Source organism: Sphingopyxis sp. Geo25, assembly GCF_949769135.1.
Lineage (GTDB): Bacteria > Pseudomonadota > Alphaproteobacteria > Sphingomonadales > Sphingomonadaceae > Sphingopyxis.
This window is the reverse complement of the sequence record NZ_CATKOZ010000006.1, coordinates 97916-112029: the sequence shown is the minus strand read 5'-3', so window position 1 is coordinate 112029 and position 14114 is coordinate 97916. Positions and strand designations below refer to the sequence as shown.

General features: G+C 67.0%; 11 protein-coding genes. 5 read left to right on the top strand and 6 right to left on the bottom strand.

Going from position 1 to position 14114, the window contains the following annotated elements; translation table 11 throughout:
• Nucleotides 1-64 precede the first annotated feature (64 nt).
• The 3 genes from QOL68_RS15385 to QOL68_RS15375 all read left to right on the top strand — a co-directional run bounded on the left by QOL68_RS15385 (nucleotide 65) and on the right by QOL68_RS15375 (nucleotide 2997).
• Complete coding sequence (locus QOL68_RS15385; protein WP_282949957.1) at nucleotides 65-967, top strand: aldo/keto reductase; 903 nt, start codon at nucleotides 65-67, stop codon at nucleotides 965-967.
• Nucleotides 964-2031, top strand: a complete 1068-nt coding sequence (locus QOL68_RS15380) for an LLM class flavin-dependent oxidoreductase (RefSeq protein ID WP_282949958.1) — start codon at nucleotides 964-966, stop codon at nucleotides 2029-2031. Before QOL68_RS15385 ends, QOL68_RS15380 begins: the two co-directional genes overlap by 4 nt.
• Before the next feature lie 390 nt (nucleotides 2032-2421).
• Entirely contained in the window at nucleotides 2422-2997 is a 576-nt protein-coding gene (locus tag QOL68_RS15375) for a T6SS immunity protein Tdi1 domain-containing protein (RefSeq protein ID WP_058456923.1), read from the top strand.
• Nucleotides 2998-3004: 7 nt separating this feature from the next.
• Here QOL68_RS15375 and QOL68_RS15370 read toward each other — a convergent pair whose 3' ends face one another.
• Together QOL68_RS15370 and QOL68_RS15365 are read right to left on the bottom strand one after the other, a co-directional pair.
• On the bottom strand, nucleotides 3005-4171 hold the full coding sequence (locus tag QOL68_RS15370) for an iron-containing alcohol dehydrogenase (protein WP_282949959.1): 1167 nt from the start codon (nucleotides 4169-4171) through the stop codon (nucleotides 3005-3007).
• Nucleotides 4168-5502, bottom strand: coding sequence for a spinster family MFS transporter (locus QOL68_RS15365; RefSeq protein ID WP_282949960.1), 1335 nt, complete (start codon nucleotides 5500-5502; stop codon nucleotides 4168-4170). Before QOL68_RS15365 ends, QOL68_RS15370 begins: the two co-directional genes overlap by 4 nt.
• Before the next feature lie 174 nt (nucleotides 5503-5676).
• Here QOL68_RS15365 and QOL68_RS15360 point away from each other — a divergent pair, with 174 nt between their 5' ends.
• Nucleotides 5677-6513 carry an IolE/MocC family protein gene (locus tag QOL68_RS15360; protein WP_282949961.1) on the top strand — a complete coding sequence of 279 codons (837 nt, stop codon included), beginning with the start codon at nucleotides 5677-5679 and terminating at the stop codon, nucleotides 6511-6513.
• Nucleotides 6514-6638: 125 nt separating this feature from the next.
• On the opposite strand, the gene QOL68_RS15355 is transcribed toward QOL68_RS15360, so the two are convergent.
• From QOL68_RS15355 to QOL68_RS15345, 3 genes are all read right to left on the bottom strand, one after another.
• The gene (locus QOL68_RS15355; RefSeq protein ID WP_282949962.1) at nucleotides 6639-8060 is read right to left on the bottom strand and encodes an FGGY family carbohydrate kinase; all 1422 of its coding nucleotides are present in this window, start codon (nucleotides 8058-8060) and stop codon (nucleotides 6639-6641) included.
• Nucleotides 8061-8184: 124 nt separating this feature from the next.
• Nucleotides 8185-9588, bottom strand: coding sequence for an FAD-binding oxidoreductase (locus QOL68_RS15350; RefSeq protein ID WP_282949963.1), 1404 nt, complete (start codon nucleotides 9586-9588; stop codon nucleotides 8185-8187).
• A 1-nt stretch (nucleotide 9589) separates the two neighbouring features.
• The gene (locus tag QOL68_RS15345) at nucleotides 9590-11149 is read right to left on the bottom strand and encodes a glycerol-3-phosphate dehydrogenase/oxidase (protein WP_282949964.1); all 1560 of its coding nucleotides are present in this window, start codon (nucleotides 11147-11149) and stop codon (nucleotides 9590-9592) included.
• 65 nt (nucleotides 11150-11214) lie between these two features.
• Between QOL68_RS15345 and QOL68_RS15340 the strand changes: the two genes are divergently transcribed.
• Entirely contained in the window at nucleotides 11215-12132 is a 918-nt protein-coding gene (locus QOL68_RS15340) for a LysR family transcriptional regulator (protein ID WP_282949965.1), read from the top strand.
• On the opposite strand, the gene QOL68_RS15335 is transcribed toward QOL68_RS15340, so the two are convergent.
• On the bottom strand, nucleotides 12078-14087 hold the full coding sequence (locus tag QOL68_RS15335) for an alpha-glucosidase (RefSeq protein WP_282949966.1): 2010 nt from the start codon (nucleotides 14085-14087) through the stop codon (nucleotides 12078-12080). The two genes, QOL68_RS15340 and QOL68_RS15335, sit on opposite strands and share 55 nt — an antisense overlap.
• Nucleotides 14088-14114 lie beyond the last annotated feature (27 nt).

The following is a 14114-nucleotide window of genomic DNA, read 5'->3' as shown; positions in this document are numbered from 1 at the left end:
CGAACCGCAAAACCGCATACGAAACCCGCTTCCCTCGACCTGACTTATGGAGTATATGACAGCGATGTCAGACTATCTTCCCGCTCCTGCCGACGTGACCCTCGCCGGTCATGAAGTCTCCCCCATCGCCTGGGGCATGTGGCGTTTCGCCGGCGTCGATGTTTCGACTGCCCGCGCGCGCATCGACGCCGCGTTCGAGGCCGGCGTCACTTTGTTCGACACCGCCGACATCTACGGCTGCGACACCCCCGGCGGTTTCGGTTCGGCCGAGGCGCTGCTCGGCGAAGTCTTCGCCGAAGCCCCCGACCTGCGTGAAAAAATGGTGCTCGCGACCAAGGGCGGGATCATCCTCGGCGTCCCCTACGACAGCAGCGCCGCCTATCTGACCTCGGCGATCGACATCTCGCTGAAACGCCTGCGCACCGACCATGTCGAGCTGTGGCAGATCCACCGCCCGGACCTGCTCACCCACCCGCAGGAAATCGCGCGGACTCTCGAGGAAGCGCATCGCGCGGGCAAGATCGGCGCGATCGGCGTGTCGAACTTCACGCCGTCGCAAACCGCGGCGCTCGCCAAATTCCTGCCCGTTCCGGTGGTCAGCCATCAGAGCGAATTTTCGCCGCTCCACCTGAACCCGCTCTTCGACGGCATTTTCGACCAGTCGATGGCCGAGGGCATGAGCTTCCTTGCCTGGTCGCCGCTCGGTGGCGGCCGGCTCGGCGATCCGGCCGACGAGCGCACGCGCGCAGTCGCCGGACTGCTCGATGCGAAGGCCGCCGAGTACGGCGTCTCGCGCGCCGCCGCGACCTACAGCTGGGTGATGGCGCATCCCGCGCGCCCGATCCCGATCGTCGGCACGCAAAATCCGGACCGGATCAGGGAAATTCCGCAGGCCTTCGCGCCGCGCTGGACGCGCGCCGAATGGTACGCGGTGCTGCAAACATCGATGGGGGAGAATCTGCCATGACCGACCGCAGTTGCGAAGTCAGCTGGTTTTCGGCGCTCTGCGACGACGACTATGAATTCCTCGGCGTTCCCGACCCGATGCTCAAGTCGAGCTGGGAGCATTGCCGTGATATCGTGATGCAGGCCGATGCCCAGGGCTTCGACAATATCCTGCTGCCGTCGGGTTATGCGCTCGGCATCGACACCACCGCTTTCGCCGCGGCGATCGCGACGATGGTGAAGCGCATCCGCCTCTTGATGGCGGTTCGCATCGGCGAAAGCTGGCCGCCGCAGCTCGCGCGCCAGATCGCGACGATCGACCAGATTCTCGGCGGCCGGCTGACCGTCAACATCATCTCGTCGGACATGCCGGGCGAGACGATGGACTCCGAACCGCGCTACCGCCGCACGGTCGAGGCCATGCATATCCTGAAGACCCTGCTCAATGGCGAAGCGCTCGACCATGACGGCGAGTTCTGGAAGCTGCAGCTCGCCCCGGCGCGCGTTGGCACCGTGTCGGGCAAGGCGCCGCCGCTCTATTTCGGTGGCCTGTCTCCGGCCGCGCGCGACGCCGCCGCGAAGGGCTGCGACGTCTTCCTGATGTGGCCCGACCGCGAGGAGGTGGTGAAGGAGATCATCGCCGACATGACCCAGCGCGCCGCCGTTTACGGCCGCACCCTAAAGTTCGGCTACCGCGCCCACATGATCGTGCGCGACACCGAAGGCGAAGCGCGCGCCGCCGCCGACCGCCTGCTCTCTAAACTCGACGCCGCGAAGGGCGCCGAGATCAAGGCCAAGTCGCTCGATTCGCAGTCGTTCGGCGTCAACGCGCAGGTCGCCTTGCGCGAAGCCGCCTCCGACGATGGCTATGTCGAGGACAATCTCTGGACCGGCGTCGGCCGCGCCCGCTCGGGCTGCGGCGCCGCGATCGTCGGCGACCCCGACCAGGTGCTCGCGAAGCTGAACCGCTATCAGGACATGGGCATCGAGGCGTTCATCCTCTCGGGCTATCCGCACGCGGCGGAGGCCGATTTGTTCGCGCGCCATGTGCTCCCAAGGATGACGCACGGGCCGCTGGAGGTCTGACCTGGCCGAATAAAGCTGCGTGCCCCCGCGAAGGCGGGGGCCCATCTCCGGTCGGCGCAAGATGGATCCGGCGCAAGATGGATCCCCGCCTTCGCGGGGACACGGATAAGTGGTGATGCGCGGCAACCAAACTCCGTCACCCCGGACTTGATCCGGGGTCCACGAAGGCAAGCACCGCCCGCGACGTCATGGGTCCCGGATCAGGTCCGGGATGACGATGGCGTGAAGGATGCCCCGCCTCCTCGTTGAGACGTAGGAGAGAGGGAGACGGGGCGAGCGCGCCTAAGCAGGAAACGGATTGCGGGCGGGTGAACGGAGCGGCTTGCCCCTTCTCCCGGCGATTGCGAAGCTCGACTTTGGAAACTACGCCCTCCTCTTGGGGAGAATGAAATGTTCAAACGACTCTTTGGGAAACGGCCTGCTGAACAGGCGCCACCAACTGCCGATGCGGAGCCAGAAATTAAGGTCTCTCTGATCAGCATTGGCGGTGCTCCAGAACTTGATTTTCTTTTTATCAGGCCGAAGCCGATAGATGTGGTTCGCGCGCTGGAAGGCTGGACGTGGATTGGCCTTGAGGGTCTGACTGTGGTTGCTGTCTCGGCGTTTGGCGAGACTTTCTTTCAGACCGACAGCCAAGAGATTCTCTATCTGGACACAATTGAGGGTCGAATTGTCGCCATCGCGCCCAGCCTGTCCGCCTTCACTGCTGACCTTCAGGAGGTGGAGAAGCGCGATCAGCTGTTGTTCGGTGGAATGGTATTAGCTGCACGAAGTCGCGGATTGGTCCTCTCGCCGGAAGAGTGCTATGACTACAGGATAGCTCCGATCCTTGGCGGCCAAATGGACGTTGAAAATATTGAAAAAATGTCCTTTGTCGTGAAACTGCACATAGCCGGGCAGATACATGAGCAGGTAAAGGATTTGCCGCCAGGAACCCGGATCAACAGCTTCAAAATTTCCGACTAAGCGGCCACTAACCCGCCCAAACCTGCGCATACAGCATCGCCATCTCCTCCGCGTCGGGCACACGCGGGTTGTTCGCGGGCGATCCCGACGCCGCCGCCTGCGCGCACATCGTCGGGACCAGCGCGTCCCAGCGCGCCGCGTCGATGCCCCACGCCGCCGGCCCCGGCACCTCGAGCTCGCGGTTCAGCGCCGCCAGCTCATCGAGCAACCGCGCCACCGCCGACTGGTCGCCCTCGGCTTCGTCCGCCACCCCCATTGCCCTTGCGCAATCGCCATAGCGGTGCAGCGCCGCGGGCGCCGACCAGGCGGTCACCGCGGGCAGCAGCATCGCGTTCGACAGCCCGTGCGGGACATGGAAATGCCCGCCGATCGGCCGGCTCATCCCGTGGACCAGCGCGACCGAGCTGTTCGAAAAGGCGATCCCCGCCTGCGTCGCGCCCAGCATCATCGCCTCGCGCGCCGCGGCGTCCATCGGGTCGCTGCACACGCGCCGCAAATTCGGCGCAATCGCGCGCATTGCGAGCAGCGCCATGCCGTCGCTGAACGGATTGGCGCGCTTCGACACATAGGCCTCGATCGCGTGTGTCAGCGAATCGATGCCGGTGTCGGCGGTCAGCCTTTTGGGCTTGGTGAAGGTCAGTTCGTAATCGACGAGCGCCGCGACGGGCAGATAGGCGAGCCCCGGGCACAGCATCTTCTCGTCGGTCGCCTCGTCGGTGATGATCGTGAAGCGCGTCGCCTCCGACCCCGTACCCGCCGTCGTCGGGATCGCGATCACCGGCAGCCCCGGCGCGTCCTGAACATGCGGCGCCTTGTAATCCGCCATCGCCTTGCCGAACCGGCCGAGCAGCGCAATCGCTTTCGCGCTGTCGAGCGGACTGCCGCCGCCGAAACCGACGACGCAATCATGATCGCCGTCCCGCAGATAGGAGACCCCCGCATCGACTGACGCCACTGTCGGGTCGGGCACCGTCTCGGCAAACACGCGCGAAGCGATCCCCGCCGCCGCCAGCCCGTCGACCAGCTCGGCGACACGCCCGCTGCCCACCAGATATCCGTCCGTCACAATCAGCGGTCGCGACAGCCCCAGCGTCGCCAACACGTCGGGAAGCTCCTTCGACGCGCCGCCGCCGATACGAAAAATGCGGGGCAGGGCAATACTCGCGATGCTCAACTCACCATCTCCTCGCGGATCGAACTCCGCGCCAGCCAGAACAGTCCCGACGCCACCGCGCCGAACAGGATGAAGATCATCAACGACCAGCGTACGCCCTCCGCCGACCCTAGCCCCATCGGCCCGCTGATGAAATCGCTGACCGCACCGACGCCCAGCGGCCCCAAACCCAGCCCGATCAGGTTGATGATGAACAGCAGCACCGCCGACGCCGTCGCCCGCGTCTGCGGTCGCACCAGCCCCTGCACCGCGGCATAGCCCGGCCCGTACCACATCGTGTTCAGCACCGGCGGAAAGGCGAACATGATCAGCGCGAACACCGCTGAATCGGCAAGCAGGCCCGCGATATAAAAGGGAATGCCCAGCAAGGTCGAAACAGCGGGAATCGCGACATAGAAACGCAAGTCGCGCGCGCCATATTTATCGGCGAGATAGCCGCCCATCCACGTCCCGACCGCCCCGGTCAGCCCGAGCACGATCCCCAGCGCAACGCCGAGAAAGCCCGTCAGCCCGAGCCCGAAATCGTCGGCGATCACGGTTAGTTCGGCCGCATGGTTGCGGAAGAAGAAGGGCGCCAGAAACGCCGCGGCGCCATAGCCGATGAACGCCTTGATCGCGGCAGCAAAGGCGATCAGCCAGAAGGTCCGCTTGCCCTTGAGCTCCGCCATCGCGGTCTTGAAGTCGGGCCGCGCGGCCTTCAGCGCAGCCAGGTCGACATTCATCTGCCGCCGCGGCTCGCGCAGCGTCGTCCACGCGACCAGCGCCATCAACAGCCCCGGCAGTCCCGCAAACAGAAACGCTGTTCGCCAGCCATAGGCATCGGCGATCAGCCCGCCGAGCGCGAGCCCCAGCAATCCGCCGAGCGGTGTCCCGAGTGCGTAGAAGGCGAGCGCCGACGCGCGCTTCTCGCGCGGCGTGTAATCGGTGATCAGCGAATGCGCGGGCGGCGTGCACCCCGCTTCGCCGATCCCCACCCCGACGCGGCACGCGACGAGTTGCACGAAATTCTGCGCATAGCCGCACGCCAGCGTGAACAGGCTCCACAGCCCCGCCGCCACCGCGATGATCCGCGGCCGGTGCCCCGTCTCGGCATAGCGCGCGATCGGGATGCCGAGTACGGTATAGAACAGCGCGAAGGCGAGGCCGGTCATCACCCCCAGCTGCCAGTCGGCGAGGCCGAGGTCGTGCTTGATCGGTTCGGCGAGGATCGCGACGATCTGCCGGTCGAGGAAATTGAGGATATAGATGACGAGCAGCACGCTCAGCGCGTAGCGGCGATATGCTTTCGACGCCGGCGCGATGGCCGGCGGGGCGGGGACTTCGGCGGTCATCTCATCCTCTCACTCTTCTTCTTTTCTTCGTCACCCCGGACTTGATCCGGGGTCGATCTGCCCTCGTCACGTCCCAATGGATGCCGGATCAAGTCCGGCATGACGAGGTTAGGCAACACGCAATTGACTCCCGGCCCTGGCACGATATGACAGCGTTGTCTGAAAAGGAAGTCCATGCCCGAATTGCTCGTCCTCCAGTCGGTCTGGGGCCTCGACAAATGCCCCGGTTTTGACATCGAAAACCGCCTCGACGACGCGCTCGAGCAAGTCGTCGCCGCGGGCTTCGACGGCGTCGGCGTCAACCTCGCCCGCACCGTGCGCACTGACGGCGTCGCGCGCGCGATGAACCCGCTCGGTCTGGCATGGGAAGGGCAGGTGCTCGTCCACGACGCCGCCCAGCTCACCCACTGGATCGGCGAGGCGAAACGCCTCGGCGCGCACCATCTCAACGTCCAGATCGCCGGCCCGACCGCCGATTTCCGCGCCGCGCTGCACCTGATCGACAGCCTCGTCGCCGCGGCGAAGGATGCGCCGCTCCCCGTCTGGTTCGAAACCCACCGCGGCCGCCTCACCAACGATCTGCTCTTCACGTTGCGCCTGCTCGAGGAACGCCCCGGCCTGCCGCTCACCGCCGACCTTTCGCACTATCCGGTCGCGGGCGAGATGGAGCTGCCGCTTCGCCCCGACCAGCTCGCCGCGATCGAAACGATCCTGCAGGGCAGTCATAATTTTCACGGCCGCGTTTCGACGACGCATCAGGTGCAGGTCGCGATCGATGCGCCGCAGCACCAAGGCTGGCTCGACCAGCATATCGCCTGGTGGCGCCGCGGCTTCGAGCTGTGGCTCGAACAGGCGCGCGCGGGCGATGCGCTGACCTTCATGTGCGAGCTCGGCCCGCCGCCCTATGCGATCACCGCGCCCGACGGCAGCGAACTGACGAACCGCTGGGACGAGGCGCAGCGAATGCGCGACATCGTGCGCGGTCTGTGGCGCGAGGTGACGGGTAACTAACTCCGCGCCCCTGCAAAGGCAGGGGCCCATCGCCGGCCCTTTCGTTGCCAAGCAGCCGGCGGCAGATAGCAGATGGGTTCGATGATGGACCCCTGCCTTCGCAGGGGCACAGGGAAGGGCGTTTCTCACACCGCCACCGCATCGCGCCAGCGCATAAAGGCCGCATCACCCTCGTCGCGCGACACCGTCGGCAGAAACTCGGCATCATATCGCGCCAACCGCTTCAGATCGCTTTCCCCGAACAACCCGGCGCCCATCCCCGCGGCCAGCGCCGCGCCATAGGCGCTCGCCTCGCGAACCGCATGCCGCCGCACCGGCCGCTGCAAAGCATCGGCCTGCAACTGCATCAGCGTATCGCTCGCCGACAGCCCGCCCGCGACGGGCAGGGCTTCGGGGACCGGCAGCGCCGCCGTGATGACCTCGGCAATCTCCCGAAAGCGGAAGGCGATGCCCTGCAACGCCGCGCGCGCCACTTGCGCTGGCCCGTCGGCAAAGCTCAGTCCCGCGATCAGCCCGCGCGCCTCGAACTTGCCGTGCGGCGCGCCCATGCCCGCGAGCGACGGCCGCACCACAACCTTTCCAGCGTCGGCCACCGAAGCCGCCGCCGCTTCGAGCGCCGCGGGCGAGGCAAACAGCCCAAGCCCCCCGCACAGCCACTCGATCATCGACCCGGTGGTGATCACCATCCCCTCGACACAGAAGCGCGGCTTCCCGCCCGCGAACGCCAACGCCTCGGCGGGCATGCTGCTATGGATCGTCTGGGGCACCTCGCCGGTCCCCGCCATCAGCACCCCCGACGTGCCATAGGTCGCCTTCCAGTCGCCGCGCTCCAATGCGCCATGCGCGACCATCGCGGCCTCCTGATCGGCGATCAGCGCGGTGATGGGCACCCGTGCCCCAAGCACTGCGGCGTCGCTCTCCGCAATAGCGCCCCAGCTTTCGACCTGCGCCGGAAACATCGTCGCGGGCAGCCGCTGGTACCTCAGTAACGCTGCATCCCATCCCGCGCCGTTCGCATAATCATAATAGCCCGTCAGCCATGCCGCCGAGGCGTCGGTGACATGCGCGCCGCTGAGCTTGTAGGTCAGCCAGCTATCGAGCGTCCCCCATTGCAGATCGGCGGGATTGCGCCCCGATAGCGCGATCGCCGCGGGCAGCTTTGCCGACGGCACCTGCGGCCAGCCGGCGAACCCCGCCGCGCGGAGCCTTTTATATTCATCCATCCCGCGCAAATCGCTCCACACCAGCATCGGCGCGACCGGCTCGCCGGTGGCGCGATCCCACAGCACGATGCTCGCGCGCTGCGTCGTCACCCCGATCGCCGCGACGTCGGCGATGCTGCGCCCCGCCGCAGCGAGCGCGCCGTCGATCACCGCGCGGCAGATGGTCCAGACCTCGGCGGCATCCTGCTCGACCAGCCCGGGGCCGGGAAAGCGGCTGGCGATCGGCCTTTTGTCCACCCCCAGCACTGCGCCTGCCGGATCGACCAGCATCGCGCGCGCGCCGGTGGTCCCCGCGTCGAGCGCAAGGAGGAGGCCTCCCTCCATGCCCATCCGTTACGTGATCCCCGGCGAAAGCCGGGGCCCATGGCACTCGTACCCAACGCTGGCACAGTCAAGCTGGACCCCGGCTTTCGCCGGGGCACACAGGCTGTTTCGCTCAGCGCGATGGTCAGGCATCGGGTATCAGATTGCCCGGGTTCATGATCCCGTCCGGATCGAGACAAGTCTTCACCCGCCGCAGCAATGCCACACCGCCGTTGCCCAGATCATGATGCAGATACGGCTTCCTCAGCCGCCCCGCGCCATGATGGTGCGCCACCCCGCCGCCATGCTTCGCGGTCGCCTCCATGATCGCGCGCCATCCCGCGAAATAGGCGGGCTCCATCTTCGCGCTGTCCTCGAAGGTCGCGGCGAAGCTGAAATAGAGGTTGATGCCCGATCGATAGACATGGCTGCTGTGCGCCGACGCGTTGATCACGCCGGGGATCGCGTTCAGCGCCGCGATGCTGTCGTCGTAGATCGCGCCGATCTCGCTCCAGCGCCCCGAAATCTCGACCGTGTCGGCGACATAGCCGCCCTCGAACATGTCGCGCCAGCTCGGCACATGGTTGCGCTTTTCGATCCACTGCTTCGCCGCCATCGGATCGCCCGCTTCGAGGCCGGCCGCGCCGCAAATCTCGTGCATCGCCGCCAGTTCGGCATCGACGCGAGATTTCGGTCCTTCATGGACCATCAGCAGCATCGCCTTGCCGTCCCGCTCATGATCGCGGAACAGCCGCCGCACCTCGCGCCCGTCATATTGGCGCATCACCGGCGGGCGCCAGTCGGCGCGGACGATCTGCCGCTGCGCCTCGAAGCCGGCGAGCATGTCGTCGGCGTAGAAGATGCTGTAGTCGCGGTGCGGCGCCTTGGCGCGCAGCGAGAAGGTCACGCCCGTAATCACCCCCATCGTCCCTTCGGCGCCCATCAACAGGTGGCGGAGGTCGGGTCCGGCGGCGGCGCGCACCGCCTTGCCCAGCGTCACCAGCTCGCCGTTCGGCAGCACCGCCTCGATCGAATGGATGATGTCCTCGATATTGCCGTAAGCGGTCGAGAATTGCCCCGACGCGCGCGTCGCGACCCAGCCGCCGACGCTGCTGATCGCGATCGACTGCGGCCAGTGGCCGATCGTCAGCCCGTGCGCCGCGACCGCTTCCTCGGCCTCCATGCCGTTGAGCCCGGCATCGAAGCTCGCGAGCAGGTCGTCGCTGTCGATATAGCGAACCTTGTTCATCGAACTCATGTCGAGCAGGATGGCATCCGGCGTCGGCTCGATCCCGCCACAGACTCCACTGCCGAGCCCATAGGGGATCAGCGGCACGCGCTTCCCGGCGGCGAGCTTCACGACCTTCTGCACGTCCATCACCGACTGCGGCCGCACGACGCACCCCGGCGCGGGCACGGCTTCGCCGCGCCAGTCGCGCAAATGCTTGACTGCCCACTGGTCATAGCGGCGGGCATTCACCGCATCGGCATCGGTCGCGACGCGGTCGGCGCCGATCGCAGCGGCAAGGGCTTCGGCAATCGAACTCATCTTACTCTCCCAAAAGCCTGCGGCTCTCATCGTTCATCTTGCAGCAATGCGCGATTTGCGCTGCCTTCATGGCGTCGTCCCAGCCGAGTAGCGCGCCCATCGCCTCGGCGGCGGGCGCCAATGCGGCCAGCCCCGCATCCTCGTCGAACCACGCCCGCGCGCCCCGCCGCACCCAATAATCTTCAAGGCTGGCAGCGCCCTCGTGCGTCACCGCGCGCGCGGCTTCGGCGGCGACATCGCCGCCCGCGATCACGATCTCGTTCGCCTCATCGCCATACAGCCCCGTCAGCCGCTCGGCGGCGCGCGGGTCAAGACGGCTCAGGCTGTCGCCGAGGCTGCGCGACCCGCCGGGCAGCGGCGCCTCGGCGGTCGAACAGGGCTGCGCACTGGCGCCCAACCGCTCGACCGCCAGATCGACGACGCGTTCGGCCATCGCGCGATAGGCGCTGAGCTTGCCCCCCGCGATCGACACCAGCCCGGTGGGCGAGGTCCAGATTTCGTCCTTGCGCGACACCTCGTTCGCTTTCTTCCCCGGCTGCGCGATCAGCGGCCGCACCCCCGACCAGAGCGAGACGATCTCGGCGTCGCGGATCGGATCGATGGCCAGCGCCGCCTCGGTCGCGCGCAGCAGATAGTCGATGTCGTCGCGCGTCGGGGCGGGCCAGTAATCGGCCCGCTCGTGGAACACATCGGTCGTCCCGATATAGGTGAACGCCCCGCGCGGCACGACGAAGATGCTGCGCTTGTCAGGCGCGCGAATGATCAGCGTCGAATGGACCGGGAGCCGCGCGCGCGACAGCACCAGATGGATCCCGCGGCTCAGCGACAGCCGGGTATCGCCTTCGCCCGTCTCGAGCCCCCGCACCGTGTCGACCCATGCGCCCGCCGCGTTCACCACCAGCTTCGCCTTGATCCGGGCGCCCAGCCCGTCGCCCAGCGTCGAGGTCGCGACGAGTCCGCCCTCGATCAGTTCCGACGCCGCCGCATGATTGACCACCACCGCGCCTGCATCCTGCGCGCTGCGGATGTTCGCGAGCACCAGCCGGGCATCGTCGGTCAGGAATTCGGGATAGATCACCGCGCCGCTCAGCCTGTCGGTGCGCAGCAACGGCTCGCGCCGTTGCAACGCCTTGAGCCCGATCACCTCATGCTTTTCGGCCTCGGGCACCCCGCCCAGTTTCTCGAAGGTCCAGAGGCCCGTCCGCAGCTTCGCGGTCATCGCCATGTTCGTCGTCGGGATCAGAAAGGGGGTCAGCCGCGTCAGGTGCGGCGCGATCCGCCGCAGCACTTGCCGCTCCGACGCCGCTTCCTTGACCAGCGCGATATCGCCCTGGCCAAGATAGCGTAGCCCGCCGTGGATCATCTTCGACGACCGGCTGCTCGTCCCGCTCGCATAGTCGCGCGCCTCGACCAGCGCGACCGACAGACCGCGCATCGCCGCATCGCGTGCGATCCCGGCGCCGGTGATCCCGCCTCCAATTACCGCCAGGTCGAACGTCCGCGTTTCCAGCTCGGCAAAGACCTGCCGCCGCGTGCGCGCATCGAGTTGGGTGCTGCTCATGCTCTCACGCTAAGCGCATCACAGCGGCATTGGTATTGCATTAGGGGAATGATATGGTGCGCGCCATGAACCTCCGCCGCCTCCGCCATTTCGACACGCTCTACCGCCTCGTCAGCTATGCGCGCGCCGCCGACGAACTCGGCCTCACGCAATCGGCGCTGACCCGTTCGATCCAGAAGCTCGAGGAGGAGCTGGGCGCGACGCTGTTCGACCGCACCACCCATTATGTGCGCCCGACGAGCGATGCCGACCGACTGATCCGCTCGGCGCGCGACGTGATTGCGGCGTCTGCGAACCTCGAACAGGAAGCGCGCGGGCTCGGCCAACCAACGGGCGGCACCGTCGCGGTCGGCAGCGGCCCCTATCCGCTGCAGCCCTTGCTCACCGACGCGATCGCGCGCTTTGCTGAAATGCACCCCGGCGTCCGCGTCACCGTCACCGGCGGGCCGTCGGAACAATTGCTCGAAACGCTCGTCGATCGCCGCCTCGACCTCGTCGTCTGCAACCGCGCGAAATTCGCATCCTCGGGTCATGCCGACGAGGTGCTGTGCATCCCGCTGCCCCCCGAACCCCTGATGCTCGTTTGCGCGCCCGACCATCCGCTGACGAGGGGGCAGGGCGACAGCGCCGACTTCGCATGGGCGCTCCCGCGTCCTGCGCCGGGCAGCAATTTCCCCCGCGCGCTCCGCGCTCGCGTCGCCGCGGGGCAGTTCCCCGATTACGAGCTCGATTCCACCGCCGCCTGCCTCGACATGGCGGCGAGCGGCCATGCGATCACCGTCGTGCCGCAGCGGCTCGCGGCGCGCAGCGGCCTCGCGATGATCGCGCTGCCGCCATCCGAGGTCACCCGCGACGCGATCCATCTTCTCCGCAACCGCAGCCGCAGCGCGCTCGTCGCCGCCTTCGTTACGGTGCTGAAGGAGGTCGCTCAGGCCGAGACGATCGCGTCGAACAGCGCGCTGTCGGACGACCCCGCGCGGTAGAACACCGGCGGCTGCCCGAACGGCGCCGCAACCGTCGCATCGCCGCCGCCGGCATAGCTCTGCCTCGACCAGACATGCACCCAATCGGCGCCCGCGGGCAGGTAGGTCGTCCACTCGCTCTTCCCCGCCGCAATCACCGGCGCGACGAGCAGATCGGGCCCGAGCAGATAGCTCGTCTGGATCGCATAGGTCTCCGCATCATCCTCGAAATGCAGGAACAACGGCCGCTGCACGGGCAACCCCGTCTCCGAAGCCTCCTGCGACAGCCGCCGGATATAGGGCGCCAGATGCGCATAGATCCGCGTCATTTTCGCAAAATGCGCGAGCAGCTCCGGATCGTCGTCATATTGCACATTCTGCCGCGGCCGGTTGCCCTCGTGCGTGCGGATCATCGACGTGAACGCCGCCATCTCGGCCCAGCGCATCGCGAGCTCGGCATCGCGCACCGTGTCGAACAGGCTGGTATAGCCGCCGCAATCGCTGTGATGATGCGCGTTGCCCAGCATCCCCGCCGACAGCGCGGCGCAGATCACCGTGCCAATCCCGTCGTGGCGCGAAAAATCGACCGCCTGGTCGCCCGCCCACAGCATCGGGCAATGGCCCTGCACGCCGGCGGCGCCCGATCGCATGAACACCATCATCTCGCCCGTCTGCCCGCGCCCGGCGATCCCCTTGGCATTGACCTCGCCCCACAGCGCCGGCCAGCGATTGTGCGCGGTCATCCCGCTCTCGCCATTCGCCAGCCGCACATCGACCGGCAGATATTCGCCGAAGTCGGCCATCCAGCCCGACAGCCCGAAATCGATCATCTTCTCGCCGATGATCGTATCGGCGAACCACGCCGCCGCGGCCGGGTTGGTGAAGTCGACATGCCCGCAGTCGAACTCGCCGAAATCGATGATATAGGGCTCGTCGCTGTCGGGCCGCATCACCATGAAGCCCTGCGCCGCCGCCTCGGCATAGAGCGGCCCGTCGACCGCCAGATAAGGATTCACATAACCAAGGAAACGGATCCCGCGTGCGCGCAGCTCGGCAATCCGCGCCGGCAGGTCGGGATAGCGCTCGGCGTTCCACTGCCAGTCCCAGAACAGCCGGTTGCCGAAACTGGTGATGCGAAGGCCCACCCAATCCTCGCACCACAGCCCCGACACCGCGACCCCGGCCTCCTCATAGGCCTTCAGGCGCGCGAAACTGTTGTCGCCGTCCTTCAGCCCGATCACCGCACCCTTCAGCAGCCATTCGGGAAGCGGCGGCTGGCGCCCGAAACGATCCGACAGCGCCGACACCAGTTCGGTGAAACGCGGCCGCGCCCACAGCTCGATCTTCGCGGGAATCTCCCACACCTCGACCTCGTGGTGATCGTCATGGCGGAAATCGAACGCGGAGTAGGCAAAGCTGTCGACATGCAGCGCATAGCGCCGCGAACTCACATAGGTCGGCTGCGGATAATTGGTGTGGGCATAGCTGCCGCCGCCGCCCTTGCGGTGCGCCTCGACCTGCCGGAACAGCGCCGACGAGGGATCGCGCCCGACCCCGGGCTCGCTCGACCAGAGCGGAAAATGCCGCCCGCGCAGGTCGAAATAGGAGAATTGCTCGCCGCCCCCCCACACATGCTCGCCCGCCTCGGCGGGGACGCGCAGCCACAGCCGGTTGAGCGCCGGGTCGAGCGCGGTCAGCGCGATCGCGGCATCTTCGTCATCGCTCGATACAGTTGCTTCGAGCAGCCACGGCTTCCCCGCCGCCTCGGCGAAACGCAGCACATCGCCATCACCCTCGACATGCGCCAGCGCGATCCGCTCGATCACCTCCTGGCTCACGTCGAAATGCCCGAGCTTCGCATGGACATGCGGCACCCCGCGCCCGACCGCGAAACAGGGCGCGCCTTCGCTGTGCGTCAGGATCGCCCGCCCGCCGAGACGGATCGCAAAACCGGTGTCGAGCGCTTCGAGCGCCATGGAGCAGGATCCTTTCGACTGTTTCCC